Consider the following 18,246-nt stretch of genomic DNA (forward strand, 5'->3'; position numbering starts at 1 on the left):
TCTCAATGAAAATAGGATAAAATAACCCACAGCTAAGCTAAAGATCATAGGTTATAATTAAATAATCGAATTTTGAATAAAATCTACGGTAAAAGAATTCACAGTTAAACATGACTCTCAATTATTATACAAAAGCACTAAAACCTGTAATGCTACGTCCTACAATCAATGAATTAATTTCTTTAGTCCCCTCATATGAGTAGATAGCTTCCGCATCTGCTAAAAATCGAGCAACATTATATTCAAGTAAAATTCCATTCCCCCCCATCACCTCTCTAGCTTTAGATACAATATCACGTGTTCTTAATGAGCAAAAAACTTTTGCAAGTGATGCGTGCTCATCTTTTAAGTCGCCGTTATCCTGCATTTCAGATAAACGATAAACCAACGTCTGCATAGCCGTTAAATTAGATAGCATTTCAACCAAATGATTTTGAATCAACTGAAAAGATGCAATAGGTTTTCCAAATTGCTCTCGCTTTCGGGTATAATCAAGCGCATTTTCATAAGCTCCTCGTGCACAACCTACCGCCATCCAGGCAACTCCAGCACGTGTCATCTGCAACACTTTAGCAGTATCTTTGAAACTATTAGCATGCTGCAATCGGTCCGATTCAGGAACGACACAATCCGTCAATGTAATCAAACCATTCTGAACGATTCGCAAAGCCATCTTTCCTTTTATTTTTTCGACAGCAAAACCTGGATTTTCCCTTCGCACGATAAAGCCCTTCACTTGTCCATCATCCAGATCTCTAGCCCAAATTATCGTAATATCTGAAAAAGTACTATTTCCTATCCATTTCTTTTGACCATTCAAAACCCAGCCAGATTCAGTTTTTTTACAAGTACAAGTCAATCCCCCCGCAGCTCCGGATCCTACTTCAGGTTCGGTCAGTCCAAAAGCTCCGATCACCTTCATCTGCTGCATACGTGGCAACCACTCCTGCTTTTGCTCATCAGATCCACATATATATATTGACCCCATTGCCAATCCACTCTGTACCCCAAAAAATGTCGCAATTGACGCATCGACCCGGGCAATCTCTGCTGCAATAACGCCCTCCATCAAAGAACTTCCTCCAGCACAGCCATATCCATCATAAGTATATCCGCATATATTTAAAGCTGCAAACTTTTCAATAATTTCAAAAGGAAACTCATCCCGTAACCAATAGTTATTAACAATAGGACTGATCTCCTTCTCCATAAAATCACGAACTTTCAATTGCGTAATCTTATCAGCGGTCGATAATTTTTCTTCAATATGATAAAAATCTCCATTGATCGGAGGCAACTCCTTTTTCTTGCTTGTTGCCGTCAGTAATTTCATAGCACCCTTCAATTGATTATCATCCATTTTCGAAACAGCATTCAATACCTGACCCAAGTCAATTTTTTGAGAAATCTTTTGCAATTGTTCTAAATCAACAGCTTTTAGCAGATCTAGTATATTTTTCATTTTATCAAACATAGCATCATTCTTTTAGTAACAGTTGTCTACAATTTGTCTTTTCAATATACACTATTTAAAACAGAATGTTCTATAACATCGAAAAAGACCAAATAATAATTAAAAATAAAAAACTGATTTACAAGTCATTACATAATTTTAAAAAAATAATATTTTTTTCAGGTTACCTTTTAACTTTCTAAGTATTAATGTTTAAATAACAATTTTGTTTCCATTAATTTAGAAAAATCAAAATGAAAAATTCATTCAAATTCGCTTTCTTAGGATTAGCTTTAACTGTAGCTTTCGCTTCTTGTGGTGGTGCTGAAACTAAAACTAATGCTACTGCTGACTCAGCTGCTGCTTTAGTTGATTCTGCAGCTACTGTTTTAGATTCTGCAGCTAACAAAGTTGACTCTGCTGCTGCAAAAGTTGATTCTGCTGCTGCGAAAGTTGATTCTGCTGTTACTAAAAAATAATTTTAGTACTGTCCGAAGACATAAAAGCTTGCATTTTAACGATGTAAGCTTTCTTTTAAAAAAAAGATAAAATAAACGGGTTACCTTTTCAATTTTAAGGTATAAACCTTTAAATAAAGAAATTTTAATAAAATTTAATAAAATCAAAATGAAAAATTCATTCAAATTCGCTTTCTTAGGATTAGCTTTAACTGTAGCTTTCGCTTCTTGTAATGGTACTGCAAACAAATCAGAAACTGCTTCTGATTCAACTGCTATCGATTCAGCTAACACAGTTATCGATTCAGCTAACACAGCTATTGATTCAGCTAAAACTGTAGTTGATTCAGCTAAAGTTGCTATTGATTCAGCAAAAGCTGCTCACTAATTTCAGGGAACTGATTTTAAAAATATTAAAAGCCCCACATGTTGGGGCTTTTTTTGTTATATACCTCGCATTTAAATTGATAAGCTCCTCTCATTTTTTTACCTTTGCACAAACAAAAATGTATTATGGCCTTATCATCACTTACCGCCGTATCTCCAGTAGACGGTCGCTATCATAACGCAACGCAAGAATTAGGCGCTTATTTTTCAGAATTTGCCTTAATTAAATATCGGGTTTTAGTAGAAGTTGAATATTTCATCGCTCTTTCTCAATCAGGAATTGAACAATTAAGTCATTTTGACGGCTCGTTGAATGAAAAATTACGTGATCTATATAGAAACTTACTGAAGAAGACGCTATTTGGATAAAGAATACTGAAAAAGTAACGAACCATGATGTCAAAGCAGTTGAATACTTTTTAAAGGATCAATTTGAAAAACTTGGCCTACATGACTCTTTAGAATTTATTCATTTTGGCTTAACCTCTCAAGATATAAACAACACGGCTATTCCATACTCATGGAAAGATGCGATCGCAGCTGTCTATACACCAGCGATAGAAGAGTTGATCCAAGAATTAACAACATTATCTAGTGATTGGTCCAATGTATCCATGTTAGCACGTACACACGGACAACCCGCGTCCCCAACACGTTTAGGAAAAGAAATCAAAGTTTTCGTGGAACGTATCCAACGCCAATTTGATCAATTAAAAGCGGTGCCTTACTCCGCAAAATTTGGTGGAGCTACTGGTAATTTCAATGCACATCATGTTGCATACCCACAGACAGACTGGGTAGCCTTTGGAAATAAATTTGTTAATGAATCTCTGGGCCTAAGTCGTTCACAAACAACCACCCAAATTGAACATTACGACAATTTTGCAGCAAGCTGTGATGCTTTCAAACGCATTAACACGATATTAATTGATTTGTGCCGCGACATCTGGACTTATGTGTCAATGGAATATTTCAAACAAAAAATTACTGCTGGTCAAATAGGATCCTCAGCAATGCCACATAAAGTAAATCCGATTGATTTTGAAAATGCAGAAGGAAATTTAGGAATTGCAAATGCATTATTTGAACACTTAGCAGCAAAATTACCTATTTCTCGTTTACAGAGGGATTTAACAGATTCAACAGTATTGCGTAATATCGGCGTTCCTTTTGCGCATACACTAATTGCAATCAAATCTACTTAAGAGGTTTACGAAAATTGATATTAAATGAGCAGGCATTGCAAGCAGATCTAAATAATAACTGGGCAGTTGTTGCAGAGGCAATTCAAACAGTATTAAGAAGAGAGGGCTACCCTAAACCATACGAAGCTCTAAAAGATTTAACACGTACAAACACGCATGTAACGGAAGAAACAATTGCTGAATTTGTGGACAATTTAAATGTTACAGATAAAGTTAAGGCTGAACTAAAATCAATAAGCCCTTCTAGTTACACAGGTGTAAGTCTATAAGCTTTTACGCTTTAATGACTAACATCACCTGATTTTTAACTTATATTTGTCATTCGAAATAGACAAAGATTAATATGGCAACAATTAACGTATATACTGAATCCACTCCGAATCCATCGACGATGAAATTTTTGGTCAATAAGTTATTGATCAACGGCAGCTTGGATTATGCGGATAAGGATAAAGCACAAGAATCAGCTTTTGCAAAAGAATTATTCAAATTTAATTTTGTAAACGGTGTATTTTTCGCAAGCAACTTTGTTACAGTAACCAAGAGTGAAGATGCTGAGTGGACTGATATTGAAGCATTATTAAAAGACTTTATAAAAGGTGCAGTAGAGTCTGAACTTGCAGTAAAACCTATTGAACATACCGAAGATGTAGCTTTTGAAGGTTCTGATATTGAAATTAAAATTCAACAGGTATTACATGACTATGTACGTCCTGCCGTTGAACAAGATGGTGGTGCTATCGCTTATAAATCATTTAGTGATGGCGTTGTAACTGTTGAGTTACGCGGATCTTGCAGTGGCTGTCCGTCATCAAGTATCACCTTAAAATCTGGTATCGAAGGCTTACTAAAACGTATGGTTCCTGAAGTCGAAGAAGTTGTAGCTGAATCTATGTAAAAGATACAGTTATATCAAGTAAAAAGCCGTTCATAATAGAACGGCTTTTTTTTTGAATTCTTAATTTATAAACATGATATTCATATCCATAAAATATGCATGCGATATAATTCTTGCTTATAAAAAAATAAACCATAGCCACCATACAATCAAGCTGATAACTATTATAACACACATACATACTTGGATAAGTTCTTTATTTATGACTCATGAGTTAAAGAAAAAACACATCTTCTAAATAGAATAAACTAGAAGACAATTTTGAATCGTTATTTTGTCCCTAAAATTTACAATTTATAACCCCTACTCTATTAAAAATGACTAACTTTACGGCTAATTGTGAAATCAATATATTAAAATGAGTGCAGATATCAATAAACTAGAACAAATTGCATCACAAGTAAGACGTGACATCGTACGTATGGTACATGCTTGCCAATCTGGCCACCCAGGTGGATCATTAGGTTGTACGGACTACTTAGTTGCTCTTTATTTCAATGCAATGAAACGTAATCCATCTTTCGATATGGATGGCATCGGTGAAGATTTATTTTTCTTATCAAATGGTCACATTTCGCCAGTTTTCTACAGTACACTTGCACGAGCAGGATACTTTGAAGTAAGCGAATTAGCTACTTTCAGAAAAATCAATTCTCGTCTTCAAGGACACCCGACTACACACGAAGGTCTTCCTGGAATTCGTATTGCATCTGGTTCACTAGGCCAAGGACTTTCTGCTGCAATTGGTGCTGCTCAAGCTAAAAAATTAAACAAAGACACAAATTTAGTCTATGTTTTAATGGGTGATGGTGAATTGCAAGAAGGTCAAGTTTGGGAAGCAGCAATGTATGCTCCTCATAATAAAGTAGACAATCTGATTGCAGCGGTTGATTATAACCGTGCTCAAATTGATGGTTCTACAGATCAAGTTCTTTCATTAGGTGATCTTCGCGCTAAATGGGAAGCTTTTGGATGGGATGTATTAGAAGTAGCAAAAGGTAATGATATGACCTCCGTAGTTGCTGGACTTGAAGAAGCAAAATCTCATACAGGTAAAGGTAAACCAGTAATTATATTATTACATACTGAAATGGGGAATGGTGTTGATTTCATGATGGGATCTCACAAATGGCACGGTGTTGCTCCAAATAATGATCAATTAGCTTCGGCTTTAGGTCAGTTAACAGAAACTTTGGGCGATTATTAATTATATTAGATATTAGTATTTAAAACATTAGTATTTAGAAATTGACCCACAAACGTCATTTGAAGAAATCTAAGTACGAGCTATTCTATACTAACTACTCCATACTAGTAAAAAATGAAAAAATATACTTTCACAGAATCAAAAGATACCCGTTCAGGATTTGGTGCTGGATTATTAGAAGCAGGTAAACAAGACGAAAATGTTGTTGCTTTATGTGCTGATTTAATCGGTTCATTAAAAATGAACGATTTTATAAATGAATTTCCAGAGCGTTTCTTCCAAATTGGTATTGCTGAAGCAAACATGATGGGAATCGCAGCTGGTTTGACAATTGGTGGTAAAATTCCTTTTACAGGAACATTTGCAAACTTCTCAACGGGTCGTGTTTACGATCAAATTCGCCAATCTATCGCCTATTCTGACAAAAATGTTAAGATTGCTGCTTCACACGCCGGATTAACATTAGGTGAAGATGGTGCTACACACCAAATCTTAGAAGATATTGGTTTGATGAAAATGTTACCTGGAATGACAGTTATCAATCCTTGTGATTTCAATCAAACTAAAGCTGCAACAATTGCAGCAGCAAAATTTGAAGGTCCTGTTTACTTACGTTTTGGACGTCCAGTAGTTCCTAACTTCACTCCGGCTGACCAAGAATTTATAATTGGAAAAGCAGTAACATTAAACGAAGGAACTGATGTAACAATTATCGCAACAGGTCATTTGGTATGGGAAGCTATCCAAGCTGGTGAGCAATTAGCAGCATTGGGCATTGATGCTGAAATCATCAACATCCACACCATTAAACCTTTAGACGAAGAAGCTATTTTAAAATCAGTTACTAAAACAAAATGTGTAGTAACTGCAGAAGAACACAATCGTTTAGGCGGTTTGGGAGATAGTGTAGCTCAAGTTTAGCTAAAAACTTACCAACTCCCCAAGAATTTGTAGCAGTAGATGATAGCTTCGGCGAATCAGGTACTCCTGCTCAATTAATGGAAAAATATGGTTTGAATGCGGCAGCAATTGTTGCGGCAGCACAACGTGTTATTAACAGAAAATAAAAAAACAAACATCACAACGTCAATATATGGAAGATGCTTTAATTATTTCAAAATTTGCTAACGAAAGTACGCGCGAAGAAGCATTTAATCAGCTGCTGACCAAATATCAGCAAAAAATATATTGGCATGTGAGAAGAATGGTCATTGATCATGATGATGCTGATGATGTTGTCCAAGACATATTCATTAAAGTATGGCGAAATTTGGCGAACTTCCGTGAGGATTCCCAATTATACACTTGGCTGTACCGCATTGCGACCAATGAATGTATTACATTCTTGAATAAGAAAAAACTTAAGCAGAACGTATCGTTGGATGACGATAGTTCTGCTTATTTAGCAGACTCTTTATCAAGTGGTAGTTACTTTAGTGGTGATAAAGCACAAATGAAATTACAACAGGCTTTATTAACACTTCCAGAAAAACAAAAACTTGTTTTTAACATGAAATACTTTGATGATATGAAATATGATGAAATCTCAGAAGTACTAGGAACAAGTGTTGGTGCCTTGAAAGCATCATATCATTTAGCTGTAAAAAAAATAGAAGCTTTTTTTCATAACAACGATTAAACCTTTTTTGATTTAGGTACTCTAATGATTTATAATGAAGGAAAATAACACATATCATGAGGGAATGGAAGCTAATAATCTACCCGATTCACTGCGTGTAAATCCTTTTGACGTGCCCAAAGATTACTTCAAAGATTTAAATGAATCTTTGATTGCTCAAGTCAAATTGGAATCATCACCAAAAGAAATCCGAGATGTACCCGTTGGCTATTTTGAAAAACTTCAACAAAATATCTTAGGCAAAGTAGCTGAAGAAAAGCTAAAAGATCAGATTAAAACCGATGGCTTTAGTCATCCAGATGATTACTTTTCGTCTTTACAAAATAATATATTACTAAAAGTAACAGAAGATAATTTAAAATCTAAAGTGACTCAAGATGGATTTGAAACCCCATCTTTATATTTCAATGAATTTAACGAGCAGATAGCCGCAAAAATAATTACGGACAATTTAAAACAAGTAGTTATTACAGATGGTTTTGAAGCTCCTAATAAATATTTTGAATCATTAACTGCTAAAATTACTAAATCGATTCATGCAGGCTTGCCATCAGATCTTCCAGCTGAAGTTCCTATTCATTCTATTAAAAGGAAAATTCCTTGGAATAAATATGCTGTAGCAGCATCTCTAGTGGCCATTTTGGGTATTGGAAGTTATTTTGGATTCCAAAATAGCACTCAAGAACAGAAGAATCTTACACATGTGTCAGACCAGGAAATCATTAATTACCTAGCACAAACAGGAAATAGTGATGATTTATTATATGTTGCAAAATATATCGATGATGAAGACATAGTAGGAACAAATGGTAAAATTAAGGACAAAGATATTGAGGATTATCTTAAATACACGTTATAATGATGTCAAAGATTAAGAATATAATTATCATATTTTGTTTCTGTATTGTAGGTCTATCAACCACTTATGCACAGGACAATGAACGTTTTCAAATCATTGAAAATGAAAAAATTGCTTTTATTACAAGAGAATTAAATCTATCACGAAAAGAAGCTCAAGATTTTTTTCCTATTTATAATGAATATTCAAAGGAAATGTGGAATGTTAAAAAAGCTAAAACAGGAAATAGTCCTTCGAGAAATAATCTCCGTGGAAATTCTCGCGATGTTATCGCTTATGATGCAAAAGAACTAGAGATCAAGAAAAATTATCGTGAAAAATTTTCCAAAGTTATTGGAACTTCACGCTCCTCTCAATTTTTTCAAGTCGAACAGGAGTTTCGAGAATACTTGATTAAATCGCTCAATAATCGAAAAAACAATAATTAATACGCATATAAGAAGAAGTCCAAAAGACTTCTTCTTTTTTTTAAACAACTAATAAGATGCTAAATAATCGGGAACTTTTTCTGCTAAATACGGCTCAAACATCAAATTCACCAAGGATGATTGAAATAGCAAAAGCAGAAGGAGTCTATTTATATGGACCAAATGGTGAAGAATATATGGATTTGGTATCAGGATTCAATGTCAGTAATATTGGGCATAGAAATCCAAAAGTTATCCAGGCAATCAAAGATCAGCTTGAAAAATACTTACATGTTACTGTATATGGTGAATTTGTACAAGCTCCACAAGTTGAATTTGCAACTGACTTATTAGCTGTACTTCCAAAACAATTTGAATCAGTCTATTTTACCAATTCAGGCGCAGAGGCCGTCGAAGGAAGTATGAAGGTAGCAAAGCGCTTTACTGGAAGAAGACAGATTATAGCAGCAAAAAAAGCATATCACGGCAGTACACAGGGAGCATTAAGCCTTATCGGAAATGAAGAATATCATACTGCATACGCACCATTACTTCCCGAAATAGAATTCATAACATTCAATAATAGTGATGACTTATCGCTGATCACAGAAAAGACTGCAGCTGTAATTATTGAAGCTATACAAGGAGAAGCTGGAGTACGTGTTCCTGATATTTCATATATGCAGGCTCTACGTAAACGTTGTAATGAAACAGGAACATTGCTAGTCTTTGATGAGATTCAAACAGGTTTTGGTAGAACTGGAAAGTTATTTGCATTCGAACATTATGATATCGTACCTGATATTCTCATGCTTGCCAAAGGTATTGGTGGCGGTATGCCTTTAGGAGCATTCGTTGCATCGAAGCAAGTGATGGATGTAATCAAAGACAATCCGATGCTCGGTCATATCACGACTTTTGGCGGACATCCTGTTAGTTGTGCGGCCGCAAAAGCATCTTTAGAAGTCATCAGAGAAAATCAATTGGTAGAACAAGTTGCTGAGAAAGAACAACTATTCAGAACACTATTACAACATCCTAAAATTATAGAAATTAGAGGAAAAGGATTGATGATGTGTCTACAGCTTGAAACTTTTGACCAGGTTTATAATGTGAGTAATTATTGCGCACAACAAGGAATCATGATTGATTGGTATTTACATTGTGAAACAGCATTGCGTGTAGCTCCTCCTTTGACCATCACAAACGATGAAATTGAAAAATCTTGTAAAATTATCCTTGATGGTATAGAAAAATATACTTAGTTTTTTATATTTAGTCTATCAACGTATAACTAAATATGAAAACGAATCGCAGATCATTTATTACAAAAAGTATTATTGGCGCTAGTTTATTAACTAACGCCAATTTATTTTCTGCTCAGGCTGAAAGCCTGGACAACCTAAATAAATCAAAAAGAATAAGTATAAGCAAAGACGATGTAATCTTATTTCAAGGAGACTCAATCACGGATAATGGTCGGGATAGAAAAAATAAAAATGCAAATGACAACTGGGCGTTAGGTTCTGGTTATGCAAATCTAGCCGCCGCGGTGCTGTTAGAAAAATATGCCGATAAAAATCTCAAGATATACAATCGCGGTATCAGTGGAAATCGAATACCAGATTTGCAAAATAGATGGCAAGAAGATACCATCGATATTCAACCCACTATTCTAAGTATTCTGATCGGTGTAAACGATTTTTGGAGAACAAAGGATAGTGGTGCAACAAATACACCAGAACAGTTTAAGAAACAATACCAGACTTTATTACAGCAGACGCTATCAAAATTACCGAACGTAAAGCTGATTATAGGAGAGCCATTCGGCGTTAAAAATGTACAACATGTTACAGAGGACTGGTTTCCCGACTTCGCAGGTTACCAACAAGCTTGTGTTGATATCTCAAAAGAATTTAATGCTTCATTAATTCCATATCAATCAATATTTGATAATGCCGAACAAAAGGCCTCAGGCTCTTATTGGACAACAGATGGAGTTCACACTTCGTTAGCTGGAGCCAGTTTAATGGCAAAAGGATGGCTCGATGTTATAAAATAAATAAAGCGCTCCATGGAGCACTTTATTTATTTTATGTAAAGCAAAGAAGATTTACATAACATCTTTATAAGGTGTTTTTTGTAGATTCGGCAAGAAATATGCAACGACGCCAATAAGCGGTAGATAAGAACATACATGATAAATAAACTCAATCGATGTATGGTCCGCCTGCCAGCCTAATAACGCTGATCCCAAACCACCCATACCAAATGCGAAACCATAGAATAAGCCAGAAACCATACCTAATTTTTTAGGCAACAGCTCCTGTGCATAAACAATGATAGCTGGGAATGCCGATGATAAGATTAAACCTATAATAACCACTAATACACCAGTCATGGTATAATCTGCATAGGGCAATAGTAAAGAAAAAGGCGCGACTCCCAAAACTGAAAACCAAATCACATACTTCTTCCGAAACGGTCACCAAAAATTCCACCTAACAATGTGCCCGCCGCAACAGCAATTAAGAAGTAAAATAGATACACTTGCGCTTGAATTTCCGTTAAACCAAACTTCTCCATGGTATAAAACTGAAAATAATTAGTAATACTAGCAATGTAAAAGTACTTCGAGATAATTAATAGCATCAGGACAACAACTGTTAGCACCACACGAGCTTCCGATAGATCCGGTATACGCATACCAGCACTTGCATTTTTAGCTCTATTTTTAAGCTTTTCACTATACCAACTGCCAATATAATAAGAAACAATCTGCCCTATGATTCCAATCACACAAAACCAGGCAATAGATGATTGTCCTTTCGGTAAAACAAGATATGCGACGATAATTGGAGCCAGAGCAGTACCTGCATTACCTCCGATCTGAAAAATAGATTGTGCCATACTTCGTTTCCCGCCAGATGCCATATAAGCAACTCGGGAAGATTCAGGATGAAATATCGAAGAACCTATCCCAACCAAAAATACAGCACACAAAATCAAAGCATAACTTGGCGCATAAGCAAAAAGTGCCATGCCCGAAATCGAAAAAGTCATACCGATAATCTGCGAATAAGGCATTGGTCGCTTATCTGTAAACGACCCTACAACAGGTTGAAAAATAGATGCCGCGATCTGATATACAAGCGTTATAATTCCAATCTGAGAAAAACTCAAATGATGTTCTTCTTTTAATAAAGGATAAACTGACGGAATAACACCCTGAATCATATCATTTAATAAATGAGCGAAACTAACTGCGAGTAAAATAGAAAACTCGGGCCTAATCTTATTATTTTGTACTTCCATAACGTAAAAAAGAGGTTCCCCACATTTAGAAACCTCTTTTATTTTTTTAAATAACTCTTACTAATAATCCTTTTAAATATTCCCCTTCTGGGAATGATGCTCTTACCGGATGGTCATCTGGTTGATGAAATTGTCTAATAAACTGTATTTCTTTGCCGGCATCCAATGCTGCCCATGCTAATACTTGCTTAAAAGTATCAATGTCCATAGCAGAAGAACATGAAAAAGTGGCCAATAAACCTCCCGATTCCAAAAGCAGTAATCCTCTCCTATTCAAATCCTTATACGCACGTGAAGCACGTTCTAACGAAGATCTTGAAGGAGCATACTTTGGTGGATCTAATACAATGACATCAAATTTTTGCTGCTCTTCAGCAAATACTTTCAATTGCTTATTCACATCAGATTGGATAGCAACATGTGCTTCTTCACTATATCCATTTAACAGAATGTTACGTCTCAACGTTTCAATTGCTAAAGCGGAACTGTCCACAGAAGTAACGCTTGCCGCACCTTCATGGAAAGCATTTAAAGTAAAACCGCCAGAATAACAAAAGCAATCCAGCACCTTTTTACCCTTCACATATTGAGCTGTTAAAGCTCTATTCTCTCTTTGATCACAATAAAAGCCTGATTTTTGACCATCTATAATATTCACCTGATAACGAATACCATTTTCAATAATCTCAACAAACTCAGGTGGAAGTTCTCCAAAAAGTAAACCATTTGTATCCGGCAATCCCTCATGCTCTCGTGATTTAAGATCTGAACGCTCATAAATTCCCTTAGGACTTAATAATTTATTCAGCTCATCAATAACCACATCCTTGATTCTCTCAACTCCTGCAGCATGCACTAGTATTGAGATATAATCAGCATACTTATCCACAATCAATCCAGGAACAAAATCTGCCTCAGCAAAAATCAACCTTGCAGTATCATTCTTTCCTTCAATCAATAAATGACGGCGTGCTTCAACAGCCTTTTGAATACGCTTGCGCCACCATTGTTCGTTGATCTGTTGATCAGGATGCCATTCTAATAAACGAACAGCTACACGAGATGAATCGTGAAAAAGTCCGAAAGCAATAAACTCATTTTCTGCATTAAAAACAGTAACAACATCCCCGTTATCGGGTGCACCATCTATACGCTTTATTGCACCAGAAAAGACCCAAGGATGAAGTTGCCAAGCTGCCTTATCTTTTCCTTTATTCAGAATAATTTTTTTCATCGGAACAAAAGTACAGGTTTTCAACTTATTTGAAACATCTTGCCACCTAAATTTATCATAAGTTTAAATCTCGATGTTTATCTAAAACTCTTCAAAAAAAGAATATAAATTAAATAGGCCCATTTAAATGAGCCTATTCAACTATTTATGCGTGATTAAGTAATTTTTAAAAACAGCATAATCAACAGGAAAAGCTTCTACAACCTTATCTTTATTGTGTAATTGTTCAACGCCTAAAGGCAATTTAATTTTACTGAATACCTGCTCCGAAATAGCATCTGGAAATTTACAAGGGTGTGCTGTAGATAAAAATACAGATCCATAAGAACCTGGATGTTCACCACGGTAAGCCTGTGATCCCAACCAAGCAATAGCCGTATGCGGACAAGCCACATAATGATAAGTATGGTGCAACTGTTCCATCGCTGCCCGAGTTTCCTTATCTGTATACGTGTATGTGGTGATCATGCCTTTTAAATTATCAAGATTATAATCAAATAAATCTTGAATACGAACCCAGTTACTCGGATCACCGACATCCATCGCATTTGCTAAAGTTTGTACAGATGGCTTGGGTTCATATTTTCCAGATTTAATAAAACGTGGAACAGTATCATTTGCATTTGTAGCCGCAACAAACTGCTCTACAGGAAGTCCCATTTTGAAAGCCAATAAGCCGGCACCGATATTACCAAAATTACCACTTGGCACCGTAAACACAACTCTGTCCGAGCCTTGCGCTTTCAATTGTGCATAAGCATAGAAATAATAAAATGTCTGCGGGATCAGACGTGCAATATTAATGGAATTAGCCGATGTTAATCTCAGTTGTTCATTAAGCTCCGGATCATTGAAAGCTCGTTTAACCAATGCTTGACAATCATCAAAAGTTCCATCAATTTCAATGGCTCTTATATTTTGGCCATTAGTAGTTAATTGTAACTCCTGAATATCAGACACTTTACCTTTTGGATACAAAATGGTAACACGTGTACCTGCAACACCCAAGAAACCCAAAGCAACTGCTCCGCCCGTATCTCCAGATGTCGCAACCAGTACATCCAATAACTTATCATCTGCACCCGAAAAATACGCCATAACACGACTCATAAAGCGCGCACCAAAATCTTTAAAGGCATAAGAAGGCCCATGAAATAATTCTAATACCGCAGTATCAGAACTCAAAAACTTAACAGGAGCATCAAAATTAATAGCATCGGCTATAATATTTCTAAGCACATCAGCAGGGATATCATCTTCAATAAAAGCTTGAGCTATTGTAAATGCAATTTCTTGAAGCGAATATTGTTGTATATTTTTGATAAAATAGGGATCCAATTGTGGAATCTCCAGAGGCATATAAAGTCCTTTATCTGCAGGTAGTGAATTAAAAACTGCATCTTTAAAAGAAACACGTAATGCTTTATTATTGGTACTGTAAAATTTCATAATAATCTTAATTTAATACTTTAGGTCCATCAACATTAACACCCGATACATATCCATAACTTTCAATCTCTGATTCAGCTAGATGAGCCTTGATCTGTTCAACGATCTGCTTCGCCATAGCCTTATCCCTTGTGATTGCCACAACAGAAGGACCTGAGCCAGAAATGCCAAAACTCAATGCACCATTTTCTAATGCAATTTGCTTCATTTCATAAAACTGAGGAATCAAAATGGCCCGAGTCGGTTCGATCAATACATCCTGCATACTTCGCGATATGAGATCATAATCATTTTTAAAGAGCCCTGCTACAAGTCCTGCAATATTCCCCCATTGAATTACGGCATCTTTTAACAACACCTTTTCTTTAATCAATTGGCGTGCGTCACGGGTAGGAACATCAACCTGTGGAAATACCACAGCAGCAACTAATTCTTCCGGTACAGGCAAAGGAATGAGATCCAGAGGATCATGTCCTCTAATCAAGGTAATACCGCCAAATAAAGAAGGAGCAACATTATCAGCATGACCATGTCCACATGCTAATCGTTCGCCTTCCACACAAAAAGGTAATAGTTCTTCTTTAGAAAGGGGATCGCCCAGCATTTTATTAATAGCAAATAGACCTGCCACAGTACTCGCAGCACTTGATCCCAAACCTGATCCAATAGGCATATGCTTATGTAATTCAATTTCGACTCCCACTCGATCTTCTAAACCCAGATGCTGCAATAGAAACTGTACACAAGCGGACACCGTATTTTTGTCGGCATCCACCGGAAGACGTCCATCATCACCTGTGATTTTAGTGATCACAACTCCTGGTACACTCGTTTTTCGCATGATTACTTCATCTCCTGGTTCTTCTAAAGCAAAGCCCAAAATATCAAAACCACAAATCATATTCGCGACTGTCGCCGGAGCGAAAACATGAATGTGATCCAACATATTATCCAGATTTATCTTTTTCTTCGATAGAGAAGTTTTCATATTTAATATTTATTACTGTTATCCAATGCAATAACAGGTCTAGTGAAACTTTTGATTATGCGCCAACATTTACTAAATCCGCAAATACTCCTGCAGCTGTTACTTCAGCTCCGGCACCAGGTCCTTTGACTACCAGTGGTCTTTCCTTATAACGTTCTGTCGTGAATGAGATAATATTATCACTTCCAGACAGTGCATAAAAAGGATGCTTGTCGTCTACAATCTGTACAGAAATAGAAACAATTCCATCTTCTAATTTTCCAATATAACGGATCACTTTATTTTCAAGACGAGCCTTTTCTTTTAATGCTTCAAAATAACTGTTCTCGTTTTTAAGCTCTTCATAAAAAGACTCCACTGAATCTGCTTTCAAGCATGGTTCAGGTAATATTGCGCCTAAATTGACATCTTCAGCTTCGATTGGATAACCTGCATCACGTGCTAAAATCAACATTTTACGCATAAAATCAACTCCACCTAGATCATCACGAGGATCCGGCTCAGTATAACCTAGAGCCTGCGCTTGTTTTACCACATCATAAAAAGATACCTCATCTTTAAAATTATTAAAGATGTAAGAGATTGTTCCAGAAAGTATAGCTTCGATTTTAACAATACGGTCACCACTTAACATCAGGTCTTTCAAAACACGCACAATCGGAAGACCGGCACCAACGTTGGTCTCATAGAAGAAATCAACACCATGCTTATGAGCCGTCTCCCGCAATGTTTTGTATTGTTCATATTTTCCTGAATTAGCAATTTTATTACAGGTAACAATTGAAATATTAGATTGGAAAATACCCTCATAATAACTAGAAGGCAATCGACTAGCAGTATTATCTATAAATACACAATTAGGAAGATTGAAACCTTTCATACGTTCTACGAATACCGCTAAATCCGCATCCTCGCCCTGTTCTAAAAGTTCACTGTCCCAATTTGCCAAATCAATACCATCTAGATTAAACAACATTTTCTTACTGTTTGAAATACCAACCACCTTGATTTCAAGATCATTTTTACTAAGCAAGAAATCGTATTGACTCTCCAATTGCTTGAATAAAGTAGAACCAATATTTCCAGTTCCCAGATTAAAAACATAAAGTGTCTTCTTAAGTTCAGCAAAAAAAGCATCGTGAACAGCATTCAGGGATTTTGATAAATCATTCTTCGAAATAATAACAGATATATTATATTCCGAAGATCCTTGTGCAATTGCACGCACATTAATTCCATTGCGGCCCAATGAAGAAAATAATCTTCCTGACATACCTGGAGTTTTCTTCATATTCTCACCAACAATAGCCAATACAGACAGGTCATTTTCGATTTCCGGATTGATTAATTTATTAGCCTGTATTTCCAGTTCAAATTCATTTTCAATTAAACTCTTAGCACGTAATGCATCTTCTGGATTGACCGCAAAAGTGATACTATGTTCGGAAGAAGACTGGGTGATTAAGACCACATTAATCTGCTCTCTCGCTAATAAAGTAAACAACCTGCCACTAAATCCAGATTTACCGATCATTCCTGAACCGCTCAGGTTAATAACAGATATTTCTCCTATCGAAGAAATACCTTTAATTGGTAAAGTTGTTTTTCCACTTTCAAACTGAATAAAAGTACCTGCGAAATCTGGCTCAAACGTATTACGTATCACAATAGGTATCTTCTTTAGAAAAGCAGGAATCATCGTTGGCGGATAGATGACCTTGGCGCCGAAATAAGAAAGCTCCATAGCTTCTGTATAAGAAAGAACAGGCAACGAAAATGCTTTTTTTACAATCCGTGGATCCGCAGTCAGCATACCATTAACATCTGTCCATATCTCGATTGCAGTAGCATTCAAAATAGAACCAAAAATAGCGGCAGTATAATCTGATCCTCCCCTACCTAAGGTTGTCATACGTCCGTTCTCATTAGAAGCTATAAATCCAGTGACGAACATAAGTTTATCATTGTTTGTTAAATACAATGACTTAACAAGTTGTTCTGTCAACTGATCGTTAACATGAGCATGTCCAAAATGAGAATCTGTTTTAATATAATGAGATGCATCAACAAATAAAGATGCTTCTAAATCCTGTTCCGAAATTTTAGATACCATGAAGGTAGAGCAACGTTCACCATAACTTACAATCAAATCCTTACTTTGCTCACTTAACTCTCTTAATGCATAGATGCCCTGCAATAATTCTTCGATCTCGTTGAAAAACAATTTGAGTTTAGTAAAAACAGGATTTTGGTGTCGCACAACTATTAATGCCTTAATAACATCGAAATGCTTAGTTTCTATCAAAGCTAAATCTTCTTGGAAAGACTTGCCTTCAGAAGCATCAATAGCCATTTTACAAAGTAAATTAGTAACTCCTGACATGGCAGACAAGACGACCAACGGTTGCTCTCCAGAGTTGTACGATTTCTTCACAATGCTAAGTACTGCTTTGATACTAGCTGCAGAGCCCACCGACGTTCCTCCAAATTTTAAAATCTTCATAATATATACTGTTTGTTTGTTTGTTTGTTTGTTTGTTTGTTTGTTTGTTTGTTTTAAGCATAAAAAACGCTTCACTCTGAGAGGAAGGCGTTTATGAAATATCTTGTCTACATTTCTATACAACGAAACTACCTCCTCCTAAGTTTTATCCCGGTGGTAATAATAATCGATGTAATAATTATAGAATTTTTCATTGCTGTTGCTTACTTCGTAAATATAATGCATTATTTATCAAACTATCAAA

16 protein-coding genes and 2 pseudogenes are annotated in these 18,246 nt (G+C 35.9%); 11 read left to right on the forward strand and 7 right to left on the reverse strand.

Annotation, left to right across the window (positions count from 1 at the left end):
• Window positions 1–124: 124 nt before the first annotated feature.
• Window positions 125–1,474 carry an acyl-CoA dehydrogenase family protein gene (locus tag L950_RS06830; protein ID WP_021192478.1) on the reverse strand — a complete coding sequence of 450 codons (1,350 nt, stop codon included), beginning with the start codon at window positions 1,472–1,474 and terminating at the stop codon, window positions 125–127.
• A 233-nt stretch (window positions 1,475–1,707) separates the two neighbouring features.
• On the opposite strand from L950_RS06830, the gene L950_RS06835 reads away from it, so the two are divergent.
• The 11 genes and pseudogenes from L950_RS06835 (at window position 1,708) to L950_RS06885 (ending at window position 10,575) form a co-directional block, all read left to right on the forward strand.
• The gene (locus L950_RS06835; protein WP_021192479.1) at window positions 1,708–1,932 is read left to right on the forward strand and encodes a hypothetical protein; all 225 of its coding nucleotides are present in this window, start codon (window positions 1,708–1,710) and stop codon (window positions 1,930–1,932) included.
• A 148-nt stretch (window positions 1,933–2,080) separates the two neighbouring features.
• The gene (locus tag L950_RS06840) at window positions 2,081–2,299 is read left to right on the forward strand and encodes a hypothetical protein (protein WP_021192480.1); all 219 of its coding nucleotides are present in this window, start codon (window positions 2,081–2,083) and stop codon (window positions 2,297–2,299) included.
• Window positions 2,300–2,424: 125 nt separating this feature from the next.
• Window positions 2,425–3,772, forward strand: a pseudogene (gene purB / locus L950_RS06845) (adenylosuccinate lyase).
• A 74-nt stretch (window positions 3,773–3,846) separates the two neighbouring features.
• Complete coding sequence (locus tag L950_RS06850) at window positions 3,847–4,401, forward strand: NifU family protein (RefSeq protein WP_021192484.1); 555 nt, start codon at window positions 3,847–3,849, stop codon at window positions 4,399–4,401.
• A gap of 358 nt (window positions 4,402–4,759) precedes the next feature.
• Complete coding sequence (locus L950_RS06855) at window positions 4,760–5,608, forward strand: transketolase (RefSeq protein WP_021192485.1); 849 nt, start codon at window positions 4,760–4,762, stop codon at window positions 5,606–5,608.
• A 114-nt stretch (window positions 5,609–5,722) separates the two neighbouring features.
• Window positions 5,723–6,675, forward strand: a pseudogene (locus L950_RS06860) (transketolase family protein).
• A gap of 26 nt (window positions 6,676–6,701) precedes the next feature.
• A complete protein-coding gene (locus tag L950_RS06865) occupies window positions 6,702–7,247 on the forward strand; it encodes an RNA polymerase sigma factor (protein ID WP_021192487.1) in 546 nt (181 codons plus the stop codon).
• A gap of 64 nt (window positions 7,248–7,311) precedes the next feature.
• Complete coding sequence (locus L950_RS06870) at window positions 7,312–8,106, forward strand: hypothetical protein (protein ID WP_132770952.1); 795 nt, start codon at window positions 7,312–7,314, stop codon at window positions 8,104–8,106.
• Window positions 8,106–8,534 (forward strand): hypothetical protein, encoded by a 429-nt coding sequence (locus L950_RS06875; protein ID WP_021192489.1) that lies wholly within the window; start codon window positions 8,106–8,108, stop codon window positions 8,532–8,534. Before L950_RS06870 ends, L950_RS06875 begins: the two co-directional genes overlap by 1 nt.
• A gap of 56 nt (window positions 8,535–8,590) precedes the next feature.
• The gene (locus L950_RS06880; protein WP_021192490.1) at window positions 8,591–9,778 is read left to right on the forward strand and encodes an aspartate aminotransferase family protein; all 1,188 of its coding nucleotides are present in this window, start codon (window positions 8,591–8,593) and stop codon (window positions 9,776–9,778) included.
• A 35-nt stretch (window positions 9,779–9,813) separates the two neighbouring features.
• Window positions 9,814–10,575: an SGNH/GDSL hydrolase family protein gene (locus L950_RS06885; RefSeq protein WP_021192491.1), complete on the forward strand. Its 762-nt coding sequence runs from the start codon at window positions 9,814–9,816 to the stop codon at window positions 10,573–10,575.
• Between the two features lie 51 nt (window positions 10,576–10,626).
• Here L950_RS06885 and L950_RS36315 read toward each other — a convergent pair whose 3' ends face one another.
• The 6 genes from L950_RS36315 to thrA all read right to left on the reverse strand — a co-directional run bounded on the left by L950_RS36315 (window position 10,627) and on the right by thrA (window position 18,002).
• Window positions 10,627–10,980: a hypothetical protein gene (locus L950_RS36315; RefSeq protein WP_316930558.1), complete on the reverse strand. Its 354-nt coding sequence runs from the start codon at window positions 10,978–10,980 to the stop codon at window positions 10,627–10,629.
• The gene (locus L950_RS06890) at window positions 10,977–11,828 is read right to left on the reverse strand and encodes an MFS transporter (RefSeq protein WP_316930559.1); all 852 of its coding nucleotides are present in this window, start codon (window positions 11,826–11,828) and stop codon (window positions 10,977–10,979) included. The genes L950_RS36315 and L950_RS06890 overlap by 4 nt, the downstream gene beginning before the upstream one ends.
• A 46-nt stretch (window positions 11,829–11,874) precedes the next feature.
• Window positions 11,875–13,062, reverse strand: coding sequence for a class I SAM-dependent rRNA methyltransferase (locus tag L950_RS06895; RefSeq protein ID WP_021192492.1), 1,188 nt, complete (start codon window positions 13,060–13,062; stop codon window positions 11,875–11,877).
• Between the two features lie 141 nt (window positions 13,063–13,203).
• On the reverse strand, window positions 13,204–14,511 hold the full coding sequence (gene thrC / locus L950_RS06900; protein ID WP_021192493.1) for a threonine synthase: 1,308 nt from the start codon (window positions 14,509–14,511) through the stop codon (window positions 13,204–13,206).
• Between the two features lie 7 nt (window positions 14,512–14,518).
• Complete coding sequence (locus L950_RS06905; RefSeq protein WP_021192494.1) at window positions 14,519–15,499, reverse strand: homoserine kinase; 981 nt, start codon at window positions 15,497–15,499, stop codon at window positions 14,519–14,521.
• Window positions 15,500–15,554: 55 nt separating this feature from the next.
• Window positions 15,555–18,002 carry a bifunctional aspartate kinase/homoserine dehydrogenase I gene (gene thrA / locus L950_RS06910; protein ID WP_031289915.1) on the reverse strand — a complete coding sequence of 816 codons (2,448 nt, stop codon included), beginning with the start codon at window positions 18,000–18,002 and terminating at the stop codon, window positions 15,555–15,557.
• Between the last annotated feature and the right edge of the window lie 244 nt (window positions 18,003–18,246).

Origin of the sequence: Sphingobacterium sp. IITKGP-BTPF85, from assembly GCF_001006065.1 — a bacterium.
GTDB lineage: Bacteria > Bacteroidota > Bacteroidia > Sphingobacteriales > Sphingobacteriaceae > Sphingobacterium > Sphingobacterium anhuiense.

What these genes read in the sequence shown, in the direction of transcription:
- L950_RS06830 (WP_021192478.1), bottom strand. Translation starts at nt 1,474, where the DNA reads ATGTTTGATAAAATGAAAAATATACTAGATCTGCTAAAAGCTGTTGAT.
- L950_RS06835 (WP_021192479.1), top strand. Translation starts at nt 1,708, where the DNA reads ATGAAAAATTCATTCAAATTCGCTTTCTTAGGATTAGCTTTAACTGTA.
- L950_RS06840 (WP_021192480.1), top strand. Translation starts at nt 2,081, where the DNA reads ATGAAAAATTCATTCAAATTCGCTTTCTTAGGATTAGCTTTAACTGTA.
- L950_RS06850 (WP_021192484.1), top strand. Translation starts at nt 3,847, where the DNA reads ATGGCAACAATTAACGTATATACTGAATCCACTCCGAATCCATCGACG.
- L950_RS06855 (WP_021192485.1), top strand. Translation starts at nt 4,760, where the DNA reads ATGAGTGCAGATATCAATAAACTAGAACAAATTGCATCACAAGTAAGA.
- L950_RS06865 (WP_021192487.1), top strand. Translation starts at nt 6,702, where the DNA reads ATGGAAGATGCTTTAATTATTTCAAAATTTGCTAACGAAAGTACGCGC.
- L950_RS06870 (WP_132770952.1), top strand. Translation starts at nt 7,312, where the DNA reads ATGGAAGCTAATAATCTACCCGATTCACTGCGTGTAAATCCTTTTGAC.
- L950_RS06875 (WP_021192489.1), top strand. Translation starts at nt 8,106, where the DNA reads ATGATGTCAAAGATTAAGAATATAATTATCATATTTTGTTTCTGTATT.
- L950_RS06880 (WP_021192490.1), top strand. Translation starts at nt 8,591, where the DNA reads ATGCTAAATAATCGGGAACTTTTTCTGCTAAATACGGCTCAAACATCA.
- L950_RS06885 (WP_021192491.1), top strand. Translation starts at nt 9,814, where the DNA reads ATGAAAACGAATCGCAGATCATTTATTACAAAAAGTATTATTGGCGCT.
- L950_RS06890 (WP_316930559.1), bottom strand. Translation starts at nt 11,828, where the DNA reads ATGGAAGTACAAAATAATAAGATTAGGCCCGAGTTTTCTATTTTACTC.
- L950_RS06895 (WP_021192492.1), bottom strand. Translation starts at nt 13,062, where the DNA reads ATGAAAAAAATTATTCTGAATAAAGGAAAAGATAAGGCAGCTTGGCAA.
- thrC (WP_021192493.1), bottom strand. Translation starts at nt 14,511, where the DNA reads ATGAAATTTTACAGTACCAATAATAAAGCATTACGTGTTTCTTTTAAA.
- L950_RS06905 (WP_021192494.1), bottom strand. Translation starts at nt 15,499, where the DNA reads ATGAAAACTTCTCTATCGAAGAAAAAGATAAATCTGGATAATATGTTG.
- thrA (WP_031289915.1), bottom strand. Translation starts at nt 18,002, where the DNA reads ATGAAGATTTTAAAATTTGGAGGAACGTCGGTGGGCTCTGCAGCTAGT.